The organism is Pantoea agglomerans, assembly GCF_021397715.1.
GTDB classification, from domain to species: Bacteria; Pseudomonadota; Gammaproteobacteria; order Enterobacterales; family Enterobacteriaceae; genus Pantoea; species Pantoea astica.
Map to the genome: position 1 here is coordinate 4,010,296 of NZ_CP090207.1, position 25,072 is coordinate 4,035,367.

General features: G+C 57.4%; 23 protein-coding genes. 6 read left to right on the forward strand and 17 right to left on the reverse strand.

All coding sequences use genetic code 11. The features are described from left to right. Nucleotide 1 precedes the first annotated feature (1 nt). Both LZU96_RS19035 and pepQ read right to left on the reverse strand, forming a co-directional pair. A complete protein-coding gene (locus LZU96_RS19035; RefSeq protein WP_233985615.1) occupies nt 2-619 on the reverse strand; it encodes an IMPACT family protein in 618 nt (205 codons plus the stop codon). Then, on the reverse strand, nt 619-1,950 hold the full coding sequence (pepQ, locus tag LZU96_RS19040) for a Xaa-Pro dipeptidase (RefSeq protein WP_233985617.1): 1,332 nt from the start codon (nt 1,948-1,950) through the stop codon (nt 619-621). Before pepQ ends, LZU96_RS19035 begins: the two co-directional genes overlap by 1 nt. A 187-nt stretch (nt 1,951-2,137) precedes the next feature. Here pepQ and fadB point away from each other — a divergent pair, with 187 nt between their 5' ends. Together fadB and fadA are read left to right on the forward strand one after the other, a co-directional pair. Next, nucleotides 2,138-4,321 (forward strand): fatty acid oxidation complex subunit alpha FadB, encoded by a 2,184-nt coding sequence (fadB, locus tag LZU96_RS19045; RefSeq protein ID WP_233985618.1) that lies wholly within the window; start codon nt 2,138-2,140, stop codon nt 4,319-4,321. Between the two features lie 10 nt (nt 4,322-4,331). After that, nucleotides 4,332-5,495, forward strand: coding sequence for an acetyl-CoA C-acyltransferase FadA (gene fadA / locus LZU96_RS19050; protein WP_233988237.1), 1,164 nt, complete (start codon nt 4,332-4,334; stop codon nt 5,493-5,495). Nucleotides 5,496-5,567: 72 nt separating this feature from the next. Here fadA and fre read toward each other — a convergent pair whose 3' ends face one another. The 3 genes from fre to pepE form a co-directional block, all read right to left on the reverse strand. After that, nucleotides 5,568-6,269 carry an NAD(P)H-flavin reductase gene (fre, locus tag LZU96_RS19055; protein WP_233985619.1) on the reverse strand — a complete coding sequence of 234 codons (702 nt, stop codon included), beginning with the start codon at nt 6,267-6,269 and terminating at the stop codon, nt 5,568-5,570. Nucleotides 6,270-6,310: 41 nt separating this feature from the next. Continuing rightward, nucleotides 6,311-7,795, reverse strand: coding sequence for a 4-hydroxy-3-polyprenylbenzoate decarboxylase (ubiD, locus tag LZU96_RS19060; protein WP_046289563.1), 1,485 nt, complete (start codon nt 7,793-7,795; stop codon nt 6,311-6,313). 80 nt (nt 7,796-7,875) lie between these two features. Beyond that, the gene (gene pepE, locus LZU96_RS19065) at nt 7,876-8,601 is read right to left on the reverse strand and encodes a dipeptidase PepE (protein WP_233985620.1); all 726 of its coding nucleotides are present in this window, start codon (nt 8,599-8,601) and stop codon (nt 7,876-7,878) included. Nucleotides 8,602-8,810: 209 nt separating this feature from the next. On the opposite strand from pepE, the gene rfaH reads away from it, so the two are divergent. Next, a complete protein-coding gene (gene rfaH / locus LZU96_RS19070) occupies nt 8,811-9,299 on the forward strand; it encodes a transcription/translation regulatory transformer protein RfaH (protein WP_094120813.1) in 489 nt (162 codons plus the stop codon). Here rfaH and tatD read toward each other — a convergent pair. The 10 genes from tatD to udp form a co-directional block, all read right to left on the reverse strand. Beyond that, nucleotides 9,296-10,078 carry a 3'-5' ssDNA/RNA exonuclease TatD gene (gene tatD / locus LZU96_RS19075; protein WP_233985622.1) on the reverse strand — a complete coding sequence of 261 codons (783 nt, stop codon included), beginning with the start codon at nt 10,076-10,078 and terminating at the stop codon, nt 9,296-9,298. The two genes, rfaH and tatD, sit on opposite strands and share 4 nt — an antisense overlap. An 89-nt stretch (nt 10,079-10,167) precedes the next feature. Beyond that, nucleotides 10,168-10,926, reverse strand: a complete 759-nt coding sequence (gene tatC, locus LZU96_RS19080) for a Sec-independent protein translocase subunit TatC (RefSeq protein WP_233985623.1) — start codon at nt 10,924-10,926, stop codon at nt 10,168-10,170. Next, on the reverse strand, nt 10,926-11,543 hold the full coding sequence (tatB, locus tag LZU96_RS19085) for a Sec-independent protein translocase protein TatB (protein WP_233985625.1): 618 nt from the start codon (nt 11,541-11,543) through the stop codon (nt 10,926-10,928). Before tatB ends, tatC begins: the two co-directional genes overlap by 1 nt. 3 nt (nt 11,544-11,546) lie before the next feature. Next, the gene (gene tatA / locus LZU96_RS19090) at nt 11,547-11,801 is read right to left on the reverse strand and encodes a Sec-independent protein translocase subunit TatA (RefSeq protein WP_094120809.1); all 255 of its coding nucleotides are present in this window, start codon (nt 11,799-11,801) and stop codon (nt 11,547-11,549) included. 111 nt (nt 11,802-11,912) lie between these two features. Further along, a complete protein-coding gene (ubiB, locus tag LZU96_RS19095) occupies nt 11,913-13,550 on the reverse strand; it encodes a ubiquinone biosynthesis regulatory protein kinase UbiB (protein ID WP_233985626.1) in 1,638 nt (545 codons plus the stop codon). Continuing rightward, nucleotides 13,547-14,152, reverse strand: a complete 606-nt coding sequence (gene ubiJ / locus LZU96_RS19100; RefSeq protein WP_233985628.1) for a ubiquinone biosynthesis protein UbiJ — start codon at nt 14,150-14,152, stop codon at nt 13,547-13,549. The genes ubiB and ubiJ overlap by 4 nt, the downstream gene beginning before the upstream one ends. An 11-nt stretch (nt 14,153-14,163) precedes the next feature. Further along, entirely contained in the window at nt 14,164-14,922 is a 759-nt protein-coding gene (gene ubiE / locus LZU96_RS19105) for a bifunctional demethylmenaquinone methyltransferase/2-methoxy-6-polyprenyl-1,4-benzoquinol methylase UbiE (protein WP_094120807.1), read from the reverse strand. Nucleotides 14,923-14,997: 75 nt separating this feature from the next. After that, nucleotides 14,998-16,497, reverse strand: a complete 1,500-nt coding sequence (gene rmuC, locus LZU96_RS19110; RefSeq protein WP_233985629.1) for a DNA recombination protein RmuC — start codon at nt 16,495-16,497, stop codon at nt 14,998-15,000. An 85-nt stretch (nt 16,498-16,582) separates the two neighbouring features. Further along, nucleotides 16,583-17,851, reverse strand: coding sequence for a tetratricopeptide repeat protein (locus LZU96_RS19115; RefSeq protein ID WP_233985630.1), 1,269 nt, complete (start codon nt 17,849-17,851; stop codon nt 16,583-16,585). Nucleotides 17,852-17,948: 97 nt separating this feature from the next. Next, nucleotides 17,949-18,710 (reverse strand): uridine phosphorylase, encoded by a 762-nt coding sequence (udp, locus tag LZU96_RS19120; protein ID WP_031375022.1) that lies wholly within the window; start codon nt 18,708-18,710, stop codon nt 17,949-17,951. A gap of 302 nt (nt 18,711-19,012) precedes the next feature. Between udp and LZU96_RS19125 the strand changes: the two genes are divergently transcribed. Next, nucleotides 19,013-19,846 carry a dienelactone hydrolase family protein gene (locus LZU96_RS19125; RefSeq protein WP_233985631.1) on the forward strand — a complete coding sequence of 278 codons (834 nt, stop codon included), beginning with the start codon at nt 19,013-19,015 and terminating at the stop codon, nt 19,844-19,846. Nucleotides 19,847-19,904: 58 nt separating this feature from the next. On the opposite strand, the gene metE is transcribed toward LZU96_RS19125, so the two are convergent. Continuing rightward, the gene (gene metE / locus LZU96_RS19130) at nt 19,905-22,175 is read right to left on the reverse strand and encodes a 5-methyltetrahydropteroyltriglutamate--homocysteine S-methyltransferase (RefSeq protein WP_233985632.1); all 2,271 of its coding nucleotides are present in this window, start codon (nt 22,173-22,175) and stop codon (nt 19,905-19,907) included. A gap of 138 nt (nt 22,176-22,313) precedes the next feature. On the opposite strand from metE, the gene metR reads away from it, so the two are divergent. Both metR and LZU96_RS19140 read left to right on the forward strand, forming a co-directional pair. Continuing rightward, a complete protein-coding gene (gene metR / locus LZU96_RS19135) occupies nt 22,314-23,240 on the forward strand; it encodes an HTH-type transcriptional regulator MetR (RefSeq protein ID WP_233985633.1) in 927 nt (308 codons plus the stop codon). Between the two features lie 83 nt (nt 23,241-23,323). Continuing rightward, nucleotides 23,324-23,803: a DUF1456 family protein gene (locus LZU96_RS19140; RefSeq protein ID WP_233985634.1), complete on the forward strand. Its 480-nt coding sequence runs from the start codon at nt 23,324-23,326 to the stop codon at nt 23,801-23,803. Nucleotides 23,804-24,133: 330 nt separating this feature from the next. Here LZU96_RS19140 and LZU96_RS19145 read toward each other — a convergent pair whose 3' ends face one another. Then, complete coding sequence (locus tag LZU96_RS19145) at nt 24,134-24,997, reverse strand: carboxylate/amino acid/amine transporter (RefSeq protein WP_233985635.1); 864 nt, start codon at nt 24,995-24,997, stop codon at nt 24,134-24,136. Nucleotides 24,998-25,072 lie beyond the last annotated feature (75 nt).

The window sequence follows — 25,072 nt, forward strand, 5'->3', positions numbered from 1 at the left end:
ATCAAGGTGTGAGCGGGATAAGCGATAACGCGCCCCGACTAAAGTCTGACAGATTTTGCTGGAATCCGTCGATTTGTCCATAAGGCAGAGCCAGCGTCAGTACGATGCGGTCCTGGTACTGGCTGTCAGTGACTTTGCCTTCGACGCGCTGCACCAGCCGTTCGATATCGCTGAGCTGCGCATAGTCGCATTGCAACGTAAACTGTTTCATCGGCACTTTACGCTGTCGCGGCAGTTGCCTGAGGCCCTGCTGCACGCCGCCGCCATATGCTTTCACTAATCCGCCCGTGCCCAGCATGATGCCTCCGTAATAGCGCACCACCACCGCGGTAATTTCACCGATACCGGCCCCCATCAACTGCGCCAGCATCGGTTTGCCTGCAGTACCCGACGGCTCCCCATCGTCCGAGAAACCCAGCTGTTGTGAATCATCTGGCGCACCGGCCACCCAGGCCCAGCAGTGATGCCGGGCAGCGGGATGCTCATTTTTTACCTGCTGGACAAACGCGCGCGCCGCCTCAACGCCGTCGGTGTGGGCCAGCAGCGTAATAAAGCGGCTCTTTTTGATGGTCTCCTCACTGAGGCTGACAGCCACAGCGGGAATATCAAAAGCGTCCATCAGGCCAGATGCAGGTCGCGGGTCATGTTCTCAACGCGATGCGCATGGATCACCACGTTATCCTCAATGCGAATCCCGCCGTAAGGCCTGAGCGCATCAATGGCCTGCCAGTTGAAATGCTGGCTGAAGCGGCCTTCACGCAGCGGCGCCAGCAGAGAATCAATAATATAGAAACCTGGCTCGATGGTTAATACCATGCCGGGCTGCAGCACGCGGGTGCAGCGCAGATAAGGATATTGCGCGGGCGCCGCAAGGTGGGTGCCCTGCTCATCCTGCATAAACCCGGCGACATCATGCACCTGCAGGCCGAGCGGATGTCCTAATCCATGCGGCATGAACGGCCCGGTCAGATCTTCCGCCACCAGCGCCTCTTCGCTGATACCCTGCACCAGCTCGAACTTCAGCAACATCTTAGCGATACGCTGATGCATCTGCAGATGATAATCGGTGTAACGCACGCCCGGCTTCAGCGTGGCGATCAGCGCCAGCTCTTCCGCATTCATCGCCTCGACCATCCGGGCATACAGCGAACCGCTCTGCGCCGCGTAGCTGCGGGTCAAATCCGCGGCATAGCCAAGATATTCGGCACCCGCATCAATTAAGAAGCTGTGGCGCTTTGCCGGCGGCTGATGATCCAGACGGGTGTAGTGCAGCACCGCCGCGTGTTCATTCAGCGCAATGATATTGCCGTAAGGCACGTCGGTATCGCGGTGGCCGGTAGCGGTCAGATAGGCCTGGTTGATATCAAATTCACTTAAACCGGCAGAGAAGGCCTCTTTGGCGGCGCGATGTCCGGCCACGGCCAGCTTCTGCGCCTGGCGCATACAGACCAGCTCATACTCGGTTTTGATGCTGCGATGGTAATGCAGGAAATCGATCACCGCTTTGGGATTGATATTGCCGGAGCTGATGCCAAGTTGCGCTGCCCGCGCATTTACCGGACCGATATAGGCGACATTCTCACGCTGAGCAGGTAGCAGCTGCGCAATCTCATCGGCATTTTTCAGGCCGATGACCTCAATATCTGCGGTCCAGAAACTTTCCGGCAGCGGCTCAACGTTGTGCCAGTAGTCCACCGGCGAGTAAAACCATAACTTCGGTTTATTTACGCCATCAACCCACAGCCAGCAGTTCGGCACCTGGGTCACCGGCACCCAGGCCTTAAACTGCGGATTGACCTTGAACGGATAGGTGTGATCATCCAGAAACACCGTCAACAACTCACCGGAATGGATCAACATCGCATCCAGTTTATTGTGTGCCAGCACCTGCTGCGCCCGTTGCTGCAACGTGGCGATATGCGCGTGATACAAGGTCTTCAGTGAATCCATTGACGTCTCTCCAGTGTCGCGAAATGGCCGCAGTTTAGCATACCCCTTAATCGGATGCCGCGTTGAGAGCGGCTGTGATCTTGTTAGCAAATAAGCAAAGAGCCGTTTGCAAAAAATTAACATCACTCCCACACTCTCGATCATCTGGTATGACCAGATCACTTTTCCGCGGTTTCAGGAGACGCACATGCTCTACCAAGGCGCTAACCTTTCTCTTCGCTGGCTGGACGATGGCATCGCCGAGCTGGTTTTTGATGCCCCTGGCTCGGTCAATAAGCTTGATACGCAAACCGTCGCCAGCCTGGGCGAAGCCATTGCGGTGCTGGAGCAGCAGTCTGACCTGCGCGGCGTGCTGCTCAGCTCAGCTAAACCGGCGTTTATTGTCGGCGCTGACATCACCGAGTTCCTCTCGCTGTTTGACGCACCGACCGAAAAACTCAGTCAGTGGCTGAGCTACGCCAACACTATTTTTAACCGGCTGGAAGATTTGCCGGTGCCGACACTGGCCGCTATCGATGGCTACGCGCTGGGGGGCGGATGTGAATGCGTACTGGCCACCGATCTGCGTGTCGCCACTGCCGACGCCCGCATCGGCCTGCCGGAAACGAAACTCGGTATCATGCCAGGCTTCGGCGGCAGCGTGCGTCTGCCGCGTCTGTTAGGTGCCGACAGCGCCATGGAGATCATCGCCGCCGGTAAAGACGTCGACGGAAACGCGGCGCTTAAACTCGGTCTGGTCGATGCGGTGGTGCACCGCGATAAACTGCGCGAGGCGGGTATCACCATGCTGAAGGCCGCGGCGCTCGATGGCAGTTGGCGCGCGCGCCGGGCACCGAAACTGGCACCGCTGAAACTGAGTCCGATTGAAGCCGCAATGAGCTTCACCCTGGCCAAAAGCATGGTGATGCAGACCGCAGGCAAACATTATCCGGCACCGATGATGGCGGTAAAAACCATTGAAGCGGCCGCCGGTCTTGGCCGTGATGATGCACTAAAACTGGAAAATGCCGCTTTTGTCCCGCTGGCCCAGTCTGACGAAGCGCGGGCGCTGGTCGGTATCTTCCTCAACGATCAATATGTTAAAGGGCTGGCGAAAAAACGCGGCAGCGAAAGCGGCGCGCCAGCGCAGGCGGCCGTGTTGGGTGCTGGCATTATGGGTGGCGGCATCAGCTACCAGTCAGCGTGGAAAGGTGTGCCGGTCAAAATGAAGGACATCAATCCACAGGCGCTGACGCTCGGCATGAATGAAGCCAGCAAGCTGCTGAATAAGCTGCTGGAGCGCGGCAAAATTGACGGCAACAAGCTGGCCAGCGTGATTGCGACCATACAGCCTACGCTGGATTACGCCGGTTTCGAGCACGCCGACGTGGTGGTCGAAGCCGTGGTCGAAAACCCGCAGATCAAAGCGAAGGTGCTGGCTGAAACCGAACAGCATCTGCGTGACGATGCCATCCTGGCCTCTAATACTTCCACCATTCCCATCAGCCAGCTGGCCCAGGCGCTGCAGCGTCCGGAAAATTTCTGCGGCATGCACTTCTTCAATCCGGTGCCGCGTATGCCGCTGGTTGAAGTGGTGCGTGGCGAGAAAACCAGTGAAGCAACTCTGAGCAAAGTGGTGGCCTGGGCCAGCAAAATGGGTAAAACCCCGATTGTGGTCAATGATTGCCCCGGCTTCTTCGTCAATCGGGTGCTGTTCCCCTACTTCGCCGCCTTCAGCCTGCTGCTGCGCGACGGTGCCGACTTCCGTCAGATTGATAAAGTGATGGAAAAACAGTTTGGCTGGCCAATGGGACCGTCATGGCTGCTGGATGTGGTTGGCATTGATACCGCGCATCATGCGCAAAGCGTAATGGCGGAAGGTTTCCCGCAGCGTATGAAGCACGACTATCGCGATGCGATCGATATGCTGTTTGAGGCCGGTCGTTTCGGTCAGAAAAATGGCAAAGGCTTCTGGCGCTGGGAAAACGACAAAAAGGGCAAACCGAAAAAAGTGGCGGACAGCGAGGTCGACACTCTGCTGCAACAGGTTTGTCAGCCTAAGCGGGTCTTCAGCGATGAAGAGATCCTGAATCGCATGATGCTGCCGATGCTGAATGAAGTGGTGCGCTGCCTGCAGGAGAAGATCATCGCCTCGCCGGCCGAAGCGGATATGGCACTGGTGTACGGTCTCGGCTTCCCGCCCTTCCGCGGTGGCGCCTTCCGCTATCTCGATACCTTAGGCAACAGTAACGTGGTCGATCAGGCCCGGCGCTACAGCGCACTCGGCGGCCTGTATGAATTGCCTGAACTGCTGGTGCAAAAAGCGCATCAGCATCAGAGCTGGTATCCCGCCGCCAAACCAATTGACGAAGCCGCGCTGAAAAGCGCCTGAGGGCATGAATATGGAAAATGTGGTGATTATTGATGCGGTACGCACGCCGATGGGACGTTCAAAAGGCGGTGCTTTTCGTCATGTACGTGCCGAGGATCTTTCCGCCCATCTGATGCGTGAACTGCTGAGCCGCAACCCGGCGGTCAATCCTGCCTCGCTGGACGACATTGTCTGGGGCTGCGTGCAGCAGACGCTGGAACAGGGGTTTAACATCGCGCGTAACGCCGCGCTGCTGGCTGAAATACCGCACTCGGTTCCGGCGACGACCGTCAACCGCCTGTGTGGCTCGTCGATGCAGGCACTGCACGACGCGGCGCGCGCCATTATGGTCGGCGATGCGCACAGCTGCCTGATTGGCGGCGTGGAACACATGGGGCACGTACCGATGAGTCACGGCGTCGATTTTCATCCGGGTCTTGGCCGCACCGTCGCCAAAGCGGCCGGAATGATGGGATTGACTGCCGAAATGCTGGCGCGTATGCATCATATCAGCCGTGAACAGCAGGATGCGTTTGCCCTGCGCTCGCACCAGCGCGCCTGGCAGGCCACCCAGCGCGGTGATTTCAAATCGGAGATCGTCGCCACCGCTGGTCACGACAGCGACGGCATTCTCAAACGCTACGATTACGATGAGGTGATCCGTGAAGAGACCAGCGCCGAAGGCCTGGCGGCACTGCGTCCGGCGTTTGATCCGGTCAATGGCACGGTAACAGCGGGCACCTCATCAGCCCTGTCTGATGGCGCGGCCGCGATGCTGGTAATGAGCGAATCCCGCGCCCGTGAACTGGGACTGACGCCACGCGCCCGTATCCGGAGTATGGCGGTAGTTGGCTGCGACCCGTCGATCATGGGCTACGGTCCGGTGCCAGCCAGCAAGCTGGCGCTGAAACGTGCTGGTCTGAGCGTCAATGATATTGACGTGTTTGAACTCAACGAGGCGTTTGCAGCACAAACGTTGCCCTGCATAAAAGATTTAGGTCTGCTGGATCGGCTCGATGAGAAGGTCAATCTGAATGGCGGAGCCATTGCGCTGGGTCACCCGCTGGGCTGTTCCGGGGCGCGTATCAGTACCACGTTGCTTAACATCATGGCGCGACGCGATGCGCAGTTTGGTCTGGCGACCATGTGCATTGGTTTAGGTCAGGGTATTGCCACCGTATTCGAGCGTCTGTAATACGTTGGGTCACTTCTTTGTCCGATTTACCCGCCCGTGATGGGCGGGTTTTTTCTTTCGGCCTGTTGTCGATCAGATGAAGGCGAAAGCATCACCATACATCTGCGACTCCAGTGCACCGCGCTCGGCACAGAAGCGATCGCGCGCGATCTTAGCCATCTCGAAACGGCCAGCAATGTAGATCTCATGCTCGCTCAGCGTACTGAAATCCTGCATCACCGCGGTCAGCACCGTACCCGACCGTCCCTGCCAGCCCGCGTCCGGCTGCTCGACCACCGGAATCACCTTCAGGTTGGGGTGTTTCACCGCCAGCGCATCCAGCTCATCCAGGTCATACAGATGCTTCAGCTCACGTCCGCCCCAGTAGATGGCGATATCACGCTCCGGCTGCTGCGCTAACGCGGTCAGCAGAATGGAACGGGCATAGGAGAAGCCGGTACCGCCCGCGATCAGAATCAACGGTTTGCTGCTCTCTTCGCGCAGCCAGGCATCACCGTGCGGCATGTCGACGGTGATCTGACGATCGTCACGGATGCGATCCATCACCGCCATCGCGTACAGGTTGAGATCGGACGCGCCGATGTGCAGCTCAATGATATCCTTTTCCATTGGCGTTGAGGCCAGTGAGAACGGGCGCTTATCACGCTCATCCATCACCACCATCAGATACTGTCCCGCGCGAAAACTGAAATCCGCTTCCGGAATCAGGCGAACGCGATACACCGTGTCGGTAATCGCTTCAACTGAAGTTACTTTACAGCTTAACGTTGTCATGCGTTCCCTCTGTCGGGTCGTCTTTATGGTTGTGCTCGCCATCAACGCTGTGGCGGCTGATCAAAAATACCTAACTCATCCCAGATAGCGTCAATGCGCGCGGTAATCGCAGGATCTTTTACGATCGGGGTGCCCCATTCGCGCTGCGTTTCGCCCGGCCATTTGTTAGTGGCATCCATCCCCATCTTCGACCCCAGCCCGGAAACCGGTGAGGCGAAATCGAGATAATCGATCGGCGTATTTTCCACTAACACGGTGTCACGCGCCGGATCCATGCGGGTGGTAATTGCCCAGATCACATCATTCCAGTCACGCGCATTAACATCATCGTCACACACAATAACAAATTTGGTGTACATGAACTGCCGCAGAAACGACCAGACGCCAAACATTACCCGTTTGGCATGTCCCGCGTACTGCTTTTTAATGGTCACAACCGCCAGCCGATAGGAGCAACCTTCCGGCGGCAGGTAGAAATCGACAATTTCCGGGAACTGCTTAATCAGAATCGGCACCAGCACTTCATTCAACGCCACACCCAGCACGGCGGGCTCATCCGGTGGACGGCCGGTATAGGTGGAGTGATAGATGGCCTGATGTCGCTGGGTAATGTGCGTCACGGTAAATACCGGGAAGCTATCTACTTCATTGTAGTAGCCGGTGTGATCGCCGTAAGGCCCTTCCGGCGCCATGTCGCCCGCTTCGATGTAGCCTTCCAGCACGATCTCCGCGCTGGCGGGAACTTCGAGATCGTTCGACAGGCATTTCACCACTTCGGTTTTATTGCCGCGCAACAAACCGGCAAACGCATATTCTGACAGCGTATCCGGCACCGGCGTTACCGCACCGAGAATGGTGGCAGGATCAGCTCCGAGTGCCACCGAGACCGGAAAACGTTCGCCCGGATGCGCTTTGCTCCACTCCTGAAAATCGAGCGCGCCGCCCCGGTGCGACAGCCAGCGCATAATCAGACGATTTTTGCCGATGACCTGCTGGCGATAGATACCGAGATTCTGCCGCTCTTTATGCGGACCGCGGGTGACGGTCAGACCCCAGGTAATCAGCGGCGCGGCATCGCCCGGCCAGCACTTCATCACCGGAATGCGCGACAAGTCGACCTCATCACCGCTGAACACCACTTCCTGACAGGGCGCATTACGCAGGCGTTTGGTCGGCATGTTGAGCACCTGCTTAAACTGCGGCATCTTATCGAACAGATCGCGAAAGCCCTTTGGTGGCTCCGGCTCTTTCAGAAACGCCAGCAGTTTGCCTACTTCCCGCAGTGCACTCACCTCTTCCTGACCCATCCCCATGGCGACGCGCTTTGGCGTGCCAAACAGGTTACACAGTACCGGCATGTCATACCCTTTCGGGTTTTCAAACAGCAGCGCCGGGCCGCCGGCACGCAGCGTACGGTCAGCGATTTCGGTCATTTCCAGAACAGGATCAATCGACTGCTTAATTCTTTTTAACTCACCGCGCTGTTCGAGCAGCGCGAGAAAGTCTCTTAAATCGTGATATTTCATGCGGCTTTAGCTTTCCGGCCAGAGTGAATCGGCCATTATAGGGCTGATTATGCGGTTGTGTTGAGGTTTATACGGCAACCTTAATCACAGCGAAAAGGGACCAGCGGCTGCAGCGCGCGGGTATCGTGGTAAGCCTGAATCGGCTCGCCGTGGCGGAATACCTTAAAGTCTTCGTTGCGGACGCTGTGATAGCGTAGCCGATCGTCATGCAGATGCAGAAAACTGCCTTCACGCAGGGCAATGACCGATTCGGCTGGATTAACGGCACAGAACTCCGCCAGCCGCTCGTCGCGTGTTTCGCCCATATGACCGGTGGCGCTGGCATCCAGGTAGTGAGGATTGATCTGCACCGGGAACAGCCCCAGCGCAGGCAGCACCACGCTGCTCCGCACCGGCATATCATTGGTGGTGCGAATCGACGGCGTCGCCACATTACAACCGGCGCTCCAGCCGACGTACGGCACCTGCCGCTCACGCACCGCACGCTGTATCGCCACGATCAGCCCCTGTTCATGCAGCATCTGATTCAGTAACCAGGTATTGCCGCCGCTGACCAGAATCAGCTCCGCCTGGGCGATGGCCTCAGCAGGCGAGGCAAACGCGTCCAGAGTACGCACCGGAATGCCCAGCGATGCACTGAGATCGGCGGCGCGCTGCGTATGATCGCCACGAATAATGGCGTAAGGGATCAGGACTGCCGAACGGATAGCGCGTCGGGCAATCATGGCGTGTAACTGCGGCTGTGCATAACCCAGCAGCGGCGCATCATCCGCCAGCTTGCCGTTGCTTAACAAAAAGAGTTTCATCAGATGATCCTTTTCGCCGGTATGATGGCCATCGAGTCTGATACAGAGCAGGGTGAAACGTCAATTTCCAATCGCCTTTTCTGTCGCTATCCGGCATCTTAAGAAAAGTCTCAGTTTATTTTCTGCGCGGTGCGCTTTTCCCCTGCCCGATGCGCTATAACTCTGGCAGCAGGTTTGCTATTCTTAGCGTCCATTCGATGGGAGCGGTTATGGAATCCTGGTATTTACTCTATTGCAAACGTGGTCAGCTATTGCGCGCGAAGGAGCATCTGGAGCGGCAAGAAGTGAATTGCCTCAGCCCAATGATCGCTCTGGAAAAGATCGTGCGCGGTAAACGCACCACGGTGAGTGAACCGCTGTTTCCTAACTATCTGTTTATTGAATTTGATCCGGAAGCGATTCATACCACCACCATCAGCAGTACGCGCGGCGTCAGTCATTTTGTGCGGTTTGGCACCACGCCCGCCACGGTGCCGCCAGCGGTGATTGAAGCGCTGGAAACCGACGTGCCGCAGATTATGCTCGATCCTGAAACGCCACAAATCGGTGATGAAGTGGTCATCACCGAAGGAACGTTTGAAGGACTGCGCGCCATCTTTGCCGAACCGGATGGCGAAACCCGCTCTATCCTGCTGCTCAATCTGCTGAATAAGCAGGTGATGCGCAGCGTGGATAACAAGCAGTTCCGCAAGATTTAAGCCAGTCTGAACAGCGTACGCGCATTCTGATCGACGCGGGCCGCCAGCGCCTCGCTACTCTCGCCACGCCATGTCGCCACCTGATTCACAATATGCGGTAAAAAGCAGGGCTCATTACGACGAGAGGTTGGCCGCGGGCGCATGTCGCGCGGCAGCAGATAGGGCGCATCGGTCTCCAGCAGCAGCTTGTCAGCCGGAATCAGCGGCAGCATTTCACGCAGTTCAAGTCCGCGGCGTTCATCGCAGACCCAGCCCGTAATCCCCACCGATAACCCCATCGCCAGGCACGCTTCCAGCTCTTCGCGCGTGCCGGTAAAGCAGTGGATCACCGCCCCCGGCAGTTTTGGCAGCCAGGGCGCAACGATCGCCGCAAAGCGCGCATGGGCTTCGCGACAGTGCAGAAACACCGGCATATTCAGTTCGGCTGCCAGCGCCAGCTGCGCCTCAAACGCATACTCCTGTTGCTCATGGGCTGACAGGTTACGGTTAAAATCGAGCCCGCATTCACCGATAGCGACCACTTCCGGTTTCTCCGCCAGCCGGCGCAGCGTGCTGGCGATCTCCGTTGACCATTCACTGGCGTGGTGCGGATGGACGCCCGCGGTGGACCAGCAGAAGCCCGGCTGATCTTCAGCCAGTTTCTGCGCCTGCTGGCTCTCCAGCGCATTGGTGCCGGTAATCAGCATCCCGGTGACGCCCGCTTCGCGCGCGCGTTTAACCACCTTTGGCCGGTCGGAGGCGAATTGCGTGCTGGTCAGGTTTACACCGATATCAAACATAATTTTTCCCACAGTTTACTAAACAAAAACCGCCCCTGAGGGCGGTTCGGATTGATCTCTTCCCGCCGGTGCGGGGCGTAAAGATCGCGTCAGGATTCGGAGTGATGCTCTTCATCCTGCGCCCGACGGCCTTTCCCCACATAGTAACGGGAAAAGAATACGCCGACTTCAAACAGGCAGTACATCGGAATAGCGAGCAAAGTTTGGGAAAAAACGTCCGGCGGCGTCAGTAACATGCCGACCACAAACGCCCCGACCAGAATATAGGGGCGTTTCTTTTTCAAATCGTCCGGGCTGGTAATGCCGGTCCAGCACAGCAGCACGATGGCCACCGGAACTTCAAACGCCACGCCAAACGCCATAAACAGGGTCATGACGAAATCGAGGTATTTGGTGATGTCAGTCGCCATGGTGACGCCAATCGGCGCGGTTTTGGTGAAAAAGCCAAACGCCAGCGGGAAGACGATAAAGTAGGCAAACGCCACGCCGACATAGAACAGGACGGTGCTGGAAAACAGCAGCGGCATCACCAGTTTACGTTCGTGACGATAGAGCGCAGGCGCGATAAACGCCCAGACCTGATAAAGGATCACCGGCACCGCCAGAAACACCGACACAATAATCGTCAGTTTGATCGGGGTGAAGAACGGTGAAGCCACATCGGTGGCAATCATGCTGGAGCCAATCGGCATCTGACTGATCAGCGGCGCCGCCACCAGTTGATAGATATCGTTGGCAAAATAGACCAGCGCCAGGAATATCACCAATACGGCGATGATGCAGTTCAGCAGTCGCTTACGCAGCTCAATCAGATGACTGATGAGCGGTTGGGTATCTTCAACGGCCATTATCGTTCATCACTTGCAGAAGAGGGAGAGGCGGAAGTGCGTGTGGTGGTGTCAGGTTTGTTCACCGGAGCGACGTCAGCGCTCACCGGCGCCTGGGCTGGCGCGCTGGCTACCGAAGCCGGGGACGGATTCCCGGCTGAAACAGCCGGCGCAGCTGGTTGCTGTGCCGGTGCCTGGGCCGGTGCGCTGGCCTGATGGTCAGCCGTCGCAGGCGTCGGCGCCGTTTCTGCCGATGCAGGATGATTTGCCGCCGGCTGCGGCGCGCTGTGCTGTGGCGAGTGGATGGTGTTGGCTTCGTCTTCCTCTTTTTCAATGTCGATGCTCTGACTGACCGAGCGTTTCATTGAATCCGCGGTTTTACGCAACTCTTCCATCGACTCTTTCAGCTCAGGCGATAGCGTGCCGCGGCCCGCTTCTTCCACCTTTTTCAGACTGTCCTGCAGTTCCTGCAGTTTCAGCTCCTGCGCCAGTTCGTTTTGCACATTGGCTGCCAGCGAACGAATCGCCCTGATCCAGCCGACCACGGTTTTCACCGCAACCGGTAAACGTTGCGGGCCGAGTACAATCAGCCCGATCACGAACACCAATACCAGTTCACTAAAGCCAATGTCGAACACGGTTTACACCTGCTTGTCGTTCTTAACGTCTTCTTTGGTCGCCGAAGTCTGCTGTTTGTCCGCCAGCGTTTTGGCGTTGAAGTCAGCGTCCTGTTCTTTCGGTTGATCCTTTTTGTCATCCTCGTCGCCCATGGCTTTTTTGAAGCCACGAATCGAGGAGCCTAAATCTGAACCCAGATTACGCAATTTATTGGTACCGAACAGAAGTACAACAATCACGGCAATAATTAACAATTGCCAAATACTGATACCGCCCATGAGATAGCCTCTAATATTCTGTGAAAAACGATGCGGTAATGCACCACAGAGCGCCCTTTTCAATTCGGGACTGAGCCAGCGACATTACCGTGTTTTAGGCTGAAGTGACAATCAGTTTGTCTTACGCCAGCCGATTAACCATGAGACGATGCCCGCCGCCATCAACACCGCCGGGAACAGGTCCCAGTCCGGTCGTGAAAGCAGCACTGCCGTGCCGCTGAGCAGCAAGGTCGCACCGACACCAAACAGATAGCGTGCCTGATGATGCCGGCTACGCTGCGCATTAAGATCGCCCACTAATTTGTCAACGCTGTGCCGCAGAAGTTTATGCTGACGCATGCTGTCATAAAACAGTTCCGGCAGTTCTGGTAACTTTTCAGCCCAGAACGGCGCTTTCTCTTTCACTGCCCGGATAATGGCGGGCAGGCCGACCTGATCTTTGATCCAGTCTTCCAGGAACGGCTTGGCAGTCTTCCACAGGTCGAGCTGCGGATAGAGCTGACGACCAATCCCTTCCACATACAGCAGGGTCTTTTGCAACAGCACCAGCTGCGGCTGAACTTCCATATTAAACCGACGCGCCGTATTGAACAGATTCAGCAGCACGTGACCAAACGAAATCTCGGCCAGCGGCTTTTCAAAAATCGGCTCACAGACGGTGCGGATCGCAAACTCAAAATCTTCAACGTTGGTATCGGGCGGCACCCAACCTGAGTCAACGTGCAGCTCCGCCACCTTGCGGTAGTCGCGGTTGAAGAAGGCGATAAAGTTTTCCGCCAGATAGCGCTTATCTTCTTTGTTAAGCGAGCCGACAATGCCGCAATCGATGCCGATATACTGCGGATCTTCCGGATGCTCATAGCTGACGAAAATGTTGCCCGGATGCATGTCCGCATGGAAGAAGCTGTCACGGAACACCTGGGTAAAGAACACCTGCACGCCACGCTCTGCCAGCAGCTTCATGTTGACACCGTGCCGTTCCAGCGTGGCAACATCTGAAATCGGAATGCCGTAAATACGTTCCATCACCATCATGGTTTCGCTGCAGTAGTCGGAATAGACTTCCGGCACGTAGAGCATCCGGCTGTCTTCAAAATTGCGGCGTAACTGAATGGCGTTGGCGGCTTCGCGTAACAGGTTCAGCTCATCAAGCAGAGTTTTTTCATAATCGCGTACGACTTCCACCGGACGCAGACGACGACCGTCGGGCAGCAGACGCGGCACCCAGCGCGCCAGGCGGTAGATCAGCTTCATGTCCGCTCTGATCACCGGCAAAATATCGGGGCGAATGACTTTAATCACCACTTTCTTGCCGGTCGATTTCAGCGTGGCGGTGTGAACCTGGGCAATCGAGGCTGACGCCAGCGGTTTGATGTCAAAATCATCAAACCAGGTTTCAATCGGTGCGCCCATAGAGGCTTCGATCTGTGCTTTGGCTTTGACGCCATCAAACGGCGCAACCCGATCCTGCAAAATTGCCAGTTGATCGGCGATAGCTGGCGGGAACAGGTCACGGCGGGTCGACAGCATCTGACCAAACTTGATCCAGACCGGTCCCAGCTGCTCCATCGCCATGCGCATACGCGCACCGGTCGGTTCGTGCGGATGCAGATTAGGTAACCAGAAAATGCAGCGACGCCACAGGCGAAGCGGAAGAGTAAGGCGCGTGTTGGGAATCAGTTCATCAAGGCCATAGGACAAAAACACCTTCATGATCAAATATAAGCGGCGGATCTCTCCAAAACTCATTTTGCCTCCAGCTGCGCCAGACGCGCATTAAGCGCCTCAAGCGAACGTTCCATCGCGTCTACCTCCTCAGAAAACCAGGCTAATTCGAGCGAGCCTGGCGCGACACGCCACTCTTCGGTCAGTACCTGACCGAGGTCATCCTGTCGACGCCCGACTTCGCCTTTCACCAGCCGGAATGCCCGCTGCGCGCCCTGACTGATGCCCTGGGCCGCGATATCACCAACCCAGGGCGCCAGATACTCTGCCGGGTCCAGCTCGGCCAGATCCATCAGCGCGGAAAACTGCTGTACCACCTGCAAATCGCCTTCCACCTGCAGCTCACCGCTGCGAATCAGCGGCGTCAGTTGCTGGCGGTCACGCAGCTTCGGCAAGGTTTTCAGAGAGGTAATCACCGTACAGTCACTGTTGTCCTGCCAGTCAGCCAGCACATCCAGTTGCTGTTCACTGAACACCAGCACCAGCGGATGGGAAAACTCGCTCAGACGCAGCGTCAGGACCTTACCGGTCAGACGCTGCCGTGCCGCCTTCAGGCCGCGATCGCGATACAACATGCGGTTCAGCGCGGTTTCCAGGCCCGCGGTAATCAAGGGCGTTAGCTTCATCACCATCTCACTCAGAACTTAAATCCACGGTGTAAGGCCACAATGCCGCCGGTCATATTGGAGTAAGTGGTATTTTCAAAACCGACGTCGTTCATCATCGCTTTCAGGGTTTCCTGATCGGGATGCATACGGATCGATTCGGCCAGATAGCGATAGCTCTCAGCGTCCTGCGCTACCAGTTGCCCGATGCGCGGCAGAATATGGAAGGAGTAAGCATCATAGGCTTTGCTCAGTGGATCGATCACCGGTTTGGAGAACTCCAGCACCAGTAAGCGTCCGCCCGGCTTCAGCACACGGAACATCGAGGCCAGCGCCTTCTCTTTTTCCGTTACGTTGCGTAAACCAAAGGAGATGGTGATGCAGTCGAAGTAGTTATCCGGGAACGGCAGAGCTTCTGCATTGGCCTGGACGTAATTGACGTTACCGACCACGCCAAGATTGCGCAGTTTTTCGCGGCCCATCTTCAGCATCGAACTGTTGATATCAGCCAGTACAACCTGGCCGGTTTCGCCCACCAGGCGAGAAAATTTAGCCGTCAGATCGCCGGTACCGCCGGCCAGATCCAACACGCGCTGTCCGCGACGTACGCCGCTGCTGTCAATGGTAAAACGCTTCCAGATACGATGGACGCCAAAGGACATCAAATCGTTCATCAGGTCATATTTTGCCGCTACGGAGTGAAACACATCCGCAACTTTGTCGGCTTTTTCGCTTTTGGCGACCGTCTGAAAGCCAAAATGGGTGGTTTCCTGCTGTGATTCATCTGCCATCGGTTTTACCTGCTCCACAAACAATACTTCCCGAAGTGTATCAGAGTCACGGAAGTCAGGCACGCTACGCCCATACTATTCGTGGAGGCGTCTCACACGCATGTCACTGTCATCCGTATCGTCGTCATGATCCGGCTCTTCGGCAGCCGGATGTTCCGGCATTGCCCGCTCCACCAGCTGAGGATTAATCGAACGTTTAACCTCGACCCCCAGCGCACGAAAACCTTCCGTCTGCGCAATCAGGTTGCCGCGCCCTTCGGCCAGCTTTTTCATCGCTTCACGGTAGCTGATTTGCGCCTTATCCAGACTGTGACCAATGCCGCTCATGTCATCGACAAACAGCCGCATCTTGTCATACAGCCGGGTCGCCCGATCGGCGATACGCTGCGCATTGCGACTCTGATGCTCGTAACGCCACAGATTATTAATGGTACGCAGCGCCACCAGCAGCGTGGTCGGGCTGACCAGCATAATGTTTTGCTGCAGCGCCTCGCCAATCAGCTCTGGCTGGCGATCGATCGCCAGCAAAAAAGCCGGCTCGACCGGGATAAACATCAACACATAATCGAGCGATCGTAAACCGGGCAATTGTTGATAATCTTTACGTCCCAGCAGCCGAATGTGGCTGCGCATCGCGCTGACATGTTCCTGAATCGCCTGCTCACGCTCAACCTCATCTTCCGCGTTGAAATAACGTTCGTAGGCGACCAGCGTCATTTTGGCATCCACCACCACATCTTTTCCCTGCGGCAGACGAACAATCACATCCGGCTGCATCCTGCCCTGCTGCTCCGACTGAATGCTGACCTGGGTTTCATACTCATGACCTTCACGCAACCCGGAGGCTTCCAGTACCCGGCTGAGCACCACTTCACCCCAGTTGCCCTGAATCTTGTTGTCGCCTTTTAGCGCTTTGGTGAGGTTGAGCGCTTCCTGCGCCATTTGCGCATTAAGCTGCTGTAACTGGCGGATTTCGTGGGTCAGGGTATGCCGTTCACGCGCCTCCGCGCCGAAGCTCTCATGCACCTGGCGGCGGAAGCCATCCAGCTGTTCGCGCAGCGGACCAATCAGGCTGTCCAGGCTCTGGCGATTCTGCTCATCGACGCGGCGGCCGCTGTTTTCAAAGATTCGGTTGGCAAGATTTTCAAACTGGGCGCTGAGGCGTTGCTCGCTGTTGGTCAGCAGACGCTGCTTCTCTTCGGCAGCGAAGCGGGTCTCTTCAAGGCGGATGGTCACTTCTCGCAGTTCTGCTTCCTGGGCACTGTTAACCTCCAGCTGGTTGCGCAGTTCCCGATTAAGCTGTTCGCTTTCGTTGCGCCAGTAGTCGAGCTGTTGCAGACGCTCATTGGCGCCGCTCAGCGCGCCATGCAGCTGGCGTAACTCCTGTTCACGCTGCTGTGCCTGCTGCTGAAGCTGATCCATCTGCTGCTGCTGGCGCTGCTGCGCCTCTTCCAGCAGACGGCGTTCGGTTAAGAAACTGGCGGCCTGATGCCCGGCACGTAACTGTGCCAGCATCCAGCCAATCCCTGCTCCGGCGAGCGCCAGGCAGACGCTGATAATGATGTGCTGATCCATGATTTCCCCGCGACTCAAGCTGCTGAGGGAAAAGGTAGAGTCGCACTGTATGAATGTCCAGATATATTTACATGCCCTCAACCACTTAGCGCACGGTCACCGTCAGCTTTCCGGCCTGCCACTCATCAATCAGGAAATAGGGCATCGGCAGCAGCCATTGGCCATTTTTCACCTGAGCCGGGTAGTGCCAGCTTTTGCCGTCACCGCTCATTTCTATCTGCTGACGGGCACCGTCGGCGGCATGGGATTGACCGGTGAGGCTGGCAAAGCCGACATTACTGCCGACGTGAAATCGGGGCATCTGCCAGCGCACTGGCGGATGTGCTGGCCACGGCTGCGCCTGATGAAAATGAAACAGTTCATCATGGTTGAGAACACTTTCACGCACCGTTGGCCACAGCGCCGTCTTGAGGAAAGACTGATCGGTAAAGCGTTCGCTGCCGCGGTATTGCGCAATAAATTCGCGCATGGTCTGTTCGACCTGACGAAAAACACCGTGACAGCCGCCCCACATGCCGGCCAGCAGCAGTTCGGTATGGGAGAAGTAGTCGCGCATATGATGGAACCAGTAAGGCGACGCCAGCCAGGCGTTGACCGCCGCCACCTCGCGCTCGGAGAGCAGCGAGTCGGCATCGCGGACGATAAAGCGTTTCACGCCGGGATCGTCCATCACCAGAAAGCGCCACAGCGTCGGGAACAACGTTTTTTCGTGGGACATATCGATCCGCTGAACGTGCGGTTGATCGAGCCGTTGCCAGACATGCTGCGGCACGCTGTCATCCAGATAGATGCGACACACCCAGCCCGGATAGAGCTCAGGCGCCACCTCAACGTTTTTAATCAGGGTTTCGCAGTAACGCGGCTGGTCACCATACAGGCTGAAGGCGATCACATTCTGCTGCGGCTGGCTGAGGTCGATCGGCTCGGGCTGCGCAGCGGGAAACGCAACCCGCGCGCCCTGCCGGAAACGGGCGTCCGATTGCTGCAACGATTCCAGGCCGTAACGCGTCACCTCATCCTGCTTATCCAGCCAGCCACACACTTCGGTCAGGCCATCCAGCCAGGTGGCTGACGCGGTAGCGCGCACCGCCGGTGGCGACTGGTAAATTTTCTGGTAGGTTTTGTAGGCTTTGTGATGCTGACCGAGACGCATCAGACAGAGCGCGTAGTCGCTGAGTACCTGCATCTGATGGGGCTGATAGCGCAGCACCTCTTCGCAGTAGCGGGCAGCCTGCGCATAATCGCCCTGCTGCATGGCGGCGCGAAACTGTGCGGCACTGCTCTCAAGACGGGCATTGAGCGCAACGGGATTCAGGTTAACGGCGGGACGACGAACGGGAATAGTCTTGCGCATCGGGCACTCTCAGCTTCCGTTGAAAGGCTGCGCCGGGGCTATCCGGCAGCAGGCTGGCCTTATGTCCGGCCGTTAACCTGCTGCCTGACAGTAAGGGTTATAACAAGCGGCGAGCCGCTTCAACCACAATTTTTACCGCATCGCTTTCGGTCTGTTTCATCGTCACCGCATCCGGGATCTCTTTCTGGGTACGGTTAACGATCACGCCCGCCACCATGCCGGCTCGCAGCCCCTGGCTGGCGCACATGGTTAACAGTGTAGCGGATTCCATCTCATAGTTGAGGACGCCCATCTCCTGCCACTCTTTCATCGATCCCTGGAAGCGATTCACCACTCGCCCGGAGAAGGTGTCGTAGCGCTCCTGGCCTGGATAGAACGTGTCAGAAGAGGCGGTGATGCCGATATGAGTCTTCGCGCCACAGGCTTCTGCTGCGGCCACCAGCGCCGTGGTACAGGCAAAGTCGGCCACGGCCGGGAACTCCATCGGCGCGAAATGCAGGCTGGCGCCGTCAAGACGCACTGACCCGGTGGTTACCAGCACATCGCCAACGTTGATGTGCGGCTGGATAGCGCCGGTGGTGCCCACGCGCAGGAAGGTGCGTACGCCAAGCTGCGCCAGCTCTTCAACCGCAATAGAGGTGGAAGGGCCGCCGATGCCGGTTGAGCAGACCACCACCGGTTTGCCGTCCAGCTTAGCCAGCCAGCTGGTAAATTCGCGGTGTGAGGCCAGATGCGTGGCATCCTCCATCAGTCCGGCAATCTTCTTCACGCGCTCCGGATCGCCGGGCACAATCGCCAGGGTGGCGCCCTGCAGATCGGCTTTCGTCAGGCCCAGATGGAAAACGTCAGACTGTGTCATTTCAGACTCCTGTTAAGGGAAGGTAGCGCGTCACTCTACGTCAGCACGCCCGATAAATATGTGACAGCATTCACCGAAGAAAATGAAAGTTACATTTATCACTAAAAACAATGTGATGTTTATCACAATATCACATCGGTTTCGCTGACATTGGCTTCGCCGGGGCTGTGTCGGCCTCATCACAGTGTTAAAGAGGTGGATGGTATTGTCCGCTGCTGACTCTGTTACCCGACGTCTGGCTCGCACGGTGTCCGGCCAGGCTATAGTTACGTGATTGCGCCATTGCTTGCACGGAGAGAATAATGAAAACCAGTGATAATATGACACAAAAAGCCGCGGCAGGGACCTTTGCGCCTGCCGTTCTGCCCACCGCTTCTACCACCATTATTACCGACAGTCCGGCGATTCACGCCGGTGAGACCTCAGTGCCAAGCCAGGGCGAAAATATGCCCGCCTTTTATGCCAGACCGAAATCTGCCGACGGTCCGTTACCGGTGGTGCTGGTGGTGCAGGAGATCTTTGGCGTCCATGAACACATCCGTGATATCTGCCGCCGTCTGGCGCTGGAAGGCTATCTGGCTATCGCTCCGGAACTCTACTTCCGCGAAGGCGATCCCAACGATTACCACGATATCCCGACCCTGTTCAGCGAGCTGGTGAGCAAAGTGCCCGATACACAGGTGCTGTCCGATCTTGATCATGCGGCCAACTGGGCGGCGCGTAACGGCGGCGATATCCGGCGTATGGGCATTACCGGGTTCTGCTGGGGCGGCCGCATCAGCTGGCTCTATGCGGCGCACAATCCGCAACTGCGCGCGGCCGTCGCCTGGTATGGACGTCTGACCGGCGATCGGACCATGAAGCAGCAGAAGCATCCTATCGATGTCGCCGTCGATCTTAGCGCCCCGGTGTTAGGTTTATACGGTGGACAGGATGAGGGGATTCCGCTGGAGAGCGTTGAGCAGATGCGTCAGGCGCTGCACGCGGCCAATGCCACCGCGGAGATCATCGTCTATCCCGAAGCCGGACATGCCTTTAATGCTGACTACCGTCCGAGCTACCATGCTGAATCTGCCAGTGATGGCTGGGCGCGGATGCTGGCCTGGTTCAGGCAGTATGGCGTCGCATCGCAATAAGCAAAAAAGGGGCGCTGTGCGCCCCGATATCGTAACAGCCTCGCCGTTCTGACCCGTTTTATGCTGTTTCATCACGCAGCTTCTTCGCCGCCGTCACCATGTTTGCCAGCGCCTGCCGCGTCTCGGTCCAGCCGCGCGTTTTCAATCCGCAGTCCGGGTTCACCCACAAACGCGCTTCCGGAATCCGCTTCGCCGCTTTCCGTAACAGCGCTTCCATCCACTCGACGCTCGGTACGTTAGGCGAATGAATATCGTAGACGCCCGGACCGATTTCATTCGGATAGTCAAAGTGTTCAAACGACGCCAGCAGATCCATGTCGGAGCGTGAGGTTTCAATGGTAATCACATCCGCATCCAGCGCCGCGATAGAATCCATGATGTCGTTAAACTCGCAGTAACACATATGGGTGTGAATCTGGGTTTCATCCCGCGCCACCGCGGCATTCAGGCGGAAAGCCTCGACCGCCCAGCTCAGATAGGCAGCCCAGTCAGACTGATGCAGCGGCAACCCTTCGCGCAGCGCTGGTTCATCAATCTGGATAATGCCAATACCGGCTTTTTCCAGATCGGCGACTTCATCACGCAGCGCCAGCGCAATCTGTTTCGCGATGGTTTCACGCGACACATCTTCGCGCGGGAAAGACCAGCACAGAATCGTCACCGGGCCGGTCAGCATCCCTTTCACCGGCTTGTCGGTCAGCGACTGGGCATATTTCGCCCATTCAACGGTAATCGCTTCCGGCCGGCTGACGTCACCGATGATCACCGGCGGTTTCACGCAGCGTGAGCCATAGCTCTGTACCCAGCCATTCTGGGTAAAAACAAACCCATCCAGATGTTCGCCGAAGTATTCAACCATGTCGTTGCGTTCCGCTTCGCCATGTACCAGCACATCCAGCCCCAGCCGCTCCTGCTCAGCGATCGCCTGTCTGATGTGCTCAGCGATGCCGGTGCGGTAATGATGGCTGTCGAGGCGGCCCTGTTTAAAATCGAGACGCAGGCCGCGAATTTCCGGCGTCTGCGGGAAAGAGCCGATAGTGGTGGTTGGCCAGGCAGGCAGATTAAAGCGCTGGCGCTGTGCTTTTGCCCGCTCGCTGTAACGGCTGTGACGTTCGCTGTCCTGCGGCGTGATGGCCTGCAAACGCTGACTGACCGCGGCGTTATGCACGCGACTGGAGTGCGCACGGGCCCGAATCGGCGCGCTCCAGGCCTCCAGTGACGCGGCATCGTTGCGGTTGAGCGCCTGCGTCAGCAGTGAAAGCTCGGTGCATTTTTGCAGCGCGAAGGCGAACCAGCTTTTCACTTCCTCATCCAGTCGCGTCTCGACGCTCAGGTCGATCGGACTGTGCAGCAACGAGCAGGAGGAGCCAATCCACAGCTGCGCGCGCTGGGCGATCAGCGGCTGCAGACGCGTAAACCAGCGGCTCAGATCGGCACGCCAGACGTTACGTCCGTTGATCACCCCCAGCGACAGCAGCCAGCTGGCCGGTAATTGCTGATTCAGTTGCTGAATATCATCCCGGCCGTGTACCAGATCGACATGCAGCCCCTGCACCGGCAGCTCACGGATCACCTCAATGTTCTGTCCGATGCTGTCGAAATAGGTGGTCAGCAGCAGTTTACTCTGCCCCTGTAGCGCATCAAAGGCGGGCCTGAACGCCTCACGCCATGACTGCGGCAGCTCCAGCGCCAGCGCCGGTTCATCAATCTGCACCCATTCGATGTCACGTTTCGCCAGTTCCGCCAGGACCTGCTGGTAGACCGGCAGAATCGCCTGCAGCAGCGAGAGGCGGTCAAACGGCTCGCCTTTCACCTTACCCAGCCACAGATAGGTGATCGGTCCCAGCAGCACTGGCTTGATGTTGTGGCCCAGCGCCAGCGCCTCATCGACTTCATCCAGCAACTGGGTCCAGGCCAGTCTGAAAGTCTGGCCCTGGGTGAACTCAGGCACGATGTAGTGGTAGTTAGTGTTAAACCATTTGGTCATCTCAGCCGCCGCCGCCGGCTCACCGGTCGGTGCCCGGCCACGGCCCAGACGAAACAGCGTATCCAGATCAACCGAACCGTCTTTATTCTGATGGCGCGCCGGCACGTTGCCCAGCATCAGGCTGGTGGTCAGCACATGGTCGTACCAGGCGAAGTCGCCCACCGGCAGCAGATCGATGCCCGCCTCTTTCTGTTGCTGCCAGTGACGCGCCCGCAGCTCACGGCCCACCGCCAGCAAATCCTGCTGGCTGCTGTTACCGGCCCAGTAGCTCTCCTGCGCTTTTTTCAGTTCGCGACGCAGGCCAACACGGGGAAAACCGAGGGTATGGTTGAGGATTGTCATTCGCTGTTCTCCAGATAATCTTTCACTTTGGCTGACAGCCAAAGATGTTTAGCCGTCCAGATGTTTACACCGCTATAATCTGCGGGTACTGTATGTTCCTCAAGCGCAATATGTTCATTTTCGATGTGAAGGACTCTCATGATCGAACTCAAGCACCTGCGGACGCTTCAGGCTCTGCGTAATACAGGTTCGCTGGCGGCGGCGGCATCCCAGCTTCATCAGACGCAATCGGCGTTGTCCCACCAGTTCAGCGATCTGGAACAGCGGCTGGGATTCCGCCTGTTCGTGCGTAAAAGTCAGCCGCTGCGCTTCACGCCACAGGGCGACATCCTGCTGCAGCTGGCCGAACAGGTGCTGCCGCAGATCCAGCAGGCGTTGCAGGCCTGCCATGAACCACAGCAGACCACCTTACGAGTGGCGATTGAGTGCCATAGCTGCATCCAGTGGCTGACGCCAGCGCTGGATAATTTCCGTCAGAGCTGGCCGCAGGTGGTGATGGATTTCAAATCAGGCGTCACCTTTGATCCGCAGCCTGCGCTGCAGCAGGGCGAGCTGGATGTGGTGCTGACCTCCGATATCCTGGCGCGCTCCGGGCTGTTCTATTCGCCGATGTTTGATTTTGAGGTGCGACTGGTGCTGGCACCGGATCATCCGCTGGCGCAGGTTGAACATATCGCACCCGAGGATCTGGCCGACGAGGTGCTGATGATCTATCCGGTGCAGCGTCAGCGCCTCGATATCTGGCGTCACTTCCTGCAGCCAGCTGGCGTCAGCCCGGCGCTGAAAAACGTCGATAACACCCTGCTGATGATCCAGATGGTCTCGGCGCGGATGGGCATTGCGGCGCTGCCGCACTGGGTGGTGGAGAGTTTTGAGAAGCAGGGGCTGGTGGTGACCAAAACGCTGGGCGACGGGCTGTGGAGCCGTCTTTATGCCGCAGTGCGCGATGGCGAGCAGCGTCAGCCGGTGCTGGAAGCCTTTATCCGCTTTGCCCGTCAGCACGCCTGCGAACATCTGCCCTTTGTGCGGGATGCGCTGCAGCCTGCCGCGTTAATGCAGCGGTAAGTCGCGAGGTACAAACCTGCGCGAGCAACAGTAAAATCCCCTATAATGCGCAGCCTGTCGACTGACCATGAGAAGATCTCACCATGACTAACAACGATATTCTGCGCAGCGTGCGCTATATGCTCGATCTGAGCGATGCCAAAATGGTGGAAATTTTTGCGCTGGCGCAGTGTGAAGTCCCGCAGACGGATATCCAGGCGTGGCTGAAAAAAGATGAAGATGCCGCGTTTCGTCCCTGCCCCGATGTGCTGATGGGCTACTTTCTTAACGGCCTGATCTTTTACCGTCGTGGCAAAAGTGAAGAGATGCCGGCTCCTTCCATTGAGCGCAAGATGAATAACAACATCTTTATGAAGAAGTTGCGCATCGCCTTTGATCTGAAAACCACGGATATCCCTGAAGTGCTGAAACGCGCCAGTTTCACCGTGTCGCAGGCAGAAATCGGTGCGATTTTCCGCAAACCTGACCACAAAAATTACCGTGAGTGCGGCGACCAGATTCTGCGTAACTTCCTGAAAGGCCTGGCGATGATTCAGCGCCCTAAGAGTGGGAAGCCTGCCTGATATCGTGTCATCCCGTCGGCAATAGAGCGCTGCTGCGTAAAGCCGGCGTCAATGCATCCCTGGAGCGCCAGCCGCCGTTTTTGTCCCGGCGGCGGACGCTTTACTTCTCAGCCCGCCCTCTCCTCTTTCATGTTCGCTCTGATCCCCGGTTTAACCGCGATGATGCTGTCACGTCTCCAGGGCTGGCGCGTCAGAAGAGCGAAGCGTCCAGGCCGGATGGCCCGGCCGATCCACAGGGAGGTGAGATTCCTTGCGATCAGGCGCGCCAGCCCGGAAGGCCGCACCTATGCAACAGCCGCTATTTACCGGTGTCAGCGCACCCATTTCACCTTATAACCGGTCACTGCGCCCCACCACCCAGCGCTTATGCACCCACAGCGAGGCGAGGATCACCAGCGCGCCGGCGATAAAGCTCGGCCAGTGCGGCTTCTCCTGCCAGATCGCCAGGTTAACCAGCAGTCCGGCGGGGACGTGCATGTTATTCATGATGCCCAGCGTGCCGGCATCAACCTGGGTCGCACCATAGTTCCACATAAAGTAGCCGAGACCCGAAGCGGCCACGCCCAGCCAGACCAGAATGCCCCATTGCAGCGAGGTGGTCGGGAGTTTCTGCGGATTGCCCCAGATGAACCAGGCGATGACCGCAATCACCACTGCGCCAAGGTAGAACCAGGAAAAGGCGGTGTGCTGCGGCATCGGACGGGTCTCCTGCAAACGCTTGTACCCCACCATACCGGCAGCAAAGCAGATGTTCGCCAGCTGCACCAGCAGCAGGCCAACCCAGAAATTATCGCTGACCTTGTCATAGCGGATAATGGCCGCCCCGGCGACCGCCAGCAGCGCGCTGAAGATATAGCCGATCCGCAGCGGACGGCGGCTAATCAGGTCATAGATCAGGGTCACATAGAGCGGCGTCATCACCGTAAACAGCAAAAATTCCGACACGCTGAGATAGAGGTAGGCTTCAAAGCTCAGCAGATACATCACTCCTAACTGCAACATCCCGACCAGCATATAGAGCAGCAGAGTTGAGGGACGGTAACCGCGCCAGCGCAGAAAAGGCAAAAAGACTATTGCGGCCAGCGCCAGGCGCATCAGTACAGAAAACCAGCTGTCCACCTGGCCGGCAAGATACTCGCCAATCAGGCTGAACGAAAAAGCCCACAGAATAGTGGTGATGATCAATAAGAACACGGTAACGACCCCGAAGTTAACAGAGCGTCAGTGTAAACAATGTGCTGTCGATCGGCTGCACTATCTGGTTTACAT

Excerpts from the sequence above, each read along its gene's own strand:
- fadB (WP_233985618.1), top strand. The coding sequence starts at position 2,138 with ATGCTCTACCAAGGCGCTAACCTTTCTCTTCGCTGGCTGGACGATGGC.
- fre (WP_233985619.1), bottom strand. The coding sequence starts at position 6,269 with ATGACAACGTTAAGCTGTAAAGTAACTTCAGTTGAAGCGATTACCGAC.
- ubiD (WP_046289563.1), bottom strand. The coding sequence starts at position 7,795 with ATGAAATATCACGATTTAAGAGACTTTCTCGCGCTGCTCGAACAGCGC.
- fadA (WP_233988237.1), top strand. The coding sequence starts at position 4,332 with ATGGAAAATGTGGTGATTATTGATGCGGTACGCACGCCGATGGGACGT.
- LZU96_RS19115 (WP_233985630.1), bottom strand. The coding sequence starts at position 17,851 with ATGCGCAAGACTATTCCCGTTCGTCGTCCCGCCGTTAACCTGAATCCC.
- LZU96_RS19035 (WP_233985615.1), bottom strand. The coding sequence starts at position 619 with ATGGACGCTTTTGATATTCCCGCTGTGGCTGTCAGCCTCAGTGAGGAG.
- ubiE (WP_094120807.1), bottom strand. The coding sequence starts at position 14,922 with ATGGCAGATGAATCACAGCAGGAAACCACCCATTTTGGCTTTCAGACG.
- LZU96_RS19140 (WP_233985634.1), top strand. The coding sequence starts at position 23,324 with ATGACTAACAACGATATTCTGCGCAGCGTGCGCTATATGCTCGATCTG.
- pepQ (WP_233985617.1), bottom strand. The coding sequence starts at position 1,950 with ATGGATTCACTGAAGACCTTGTATCACGCGCATATCGCCACGTTGCAG.
- rmuC (WP_233985629.1), bottom strand. The coding sequence starts at position 16,497 with ATGGATCAGCACATCATTATCAGCGTCTGCCTGGCGCTCGCCGGAGCA.
- tatA (WP_094120809.1), bottom strand. The coding sequence starts at position 11,801 with ATGGGCGGTATCAGTATTTGGCAATTGTTAATTATTGCCGTGATTGTT.
- LZU96_RS19125 (WP_233985631.1), top strand. The coding sequence starts at position 19,013 with ATGAAAACCAGTGATAATATGACACAAAAAGCCGCGGCAGGGACCTTT.
- metR (WP_233985633.1), top strand. The coding sequence starts at position 22,314 with ATGATCGAACTCAAGCACCTGCGGACGCTTCAGGCTCTGCGTAATACA.
- tatD (WP_233985622.1), bottom strand. The coding sequence starts at position 10,078 with ATGTTTGATATCGGTGTAAACCTGACCAGCACGCAATTCGCCTCCGAC.
- ubiB (WP_233985626.1), bottom strand. The coding sequence starts at position 13,550 with ATGAGTTTTGGAGAGATCCGCCGCTTATATTTGATCATGAAGGTGTTT.
- pepE (WP_233985620.1), bottom strand. The coding sequence starts at position 8,601 with ATGAAACTCTTTTTGTTAAGCAACGGCAAGCTGGCGGATGATGCGCCG.
- metE (WP_233985632.1), bottom strand. The coding sequence starts at position 22,175 with ATGACAATCCTCAACCATACCCTCGGTTTTCCCCGTGTTGGCCTGCGT.
- udp (WP_031375022.1), bottom strand. The coding sequence starts at position 18,710 with ATGACACAGTCTGACGTTTTCCATCTGGGCCTGACGAAAGCCGATCTG.
- rfaH (WP_094120813.1), top strand. The coding sequence starts at position 8,811 with ATGGAATCCTGGTATTTACTCTATTGCAAACGTGGTCAGCTATTGCGC.
- tatC (WP_233985623.1), bottom strand. The coding sequence starts at position 10,926 with ATGGCCGTTGAAGATACCCAACCGCTCATCAGTCATCTGATTGAGCTG.
- ubiJ (WP_233985628.1), bottom strand. The coding sequence starts at position 14,152 with ATGAAGCTAACGCCCTTGATTACCGCGGGCCTGGAAACCGCGCTGAAC.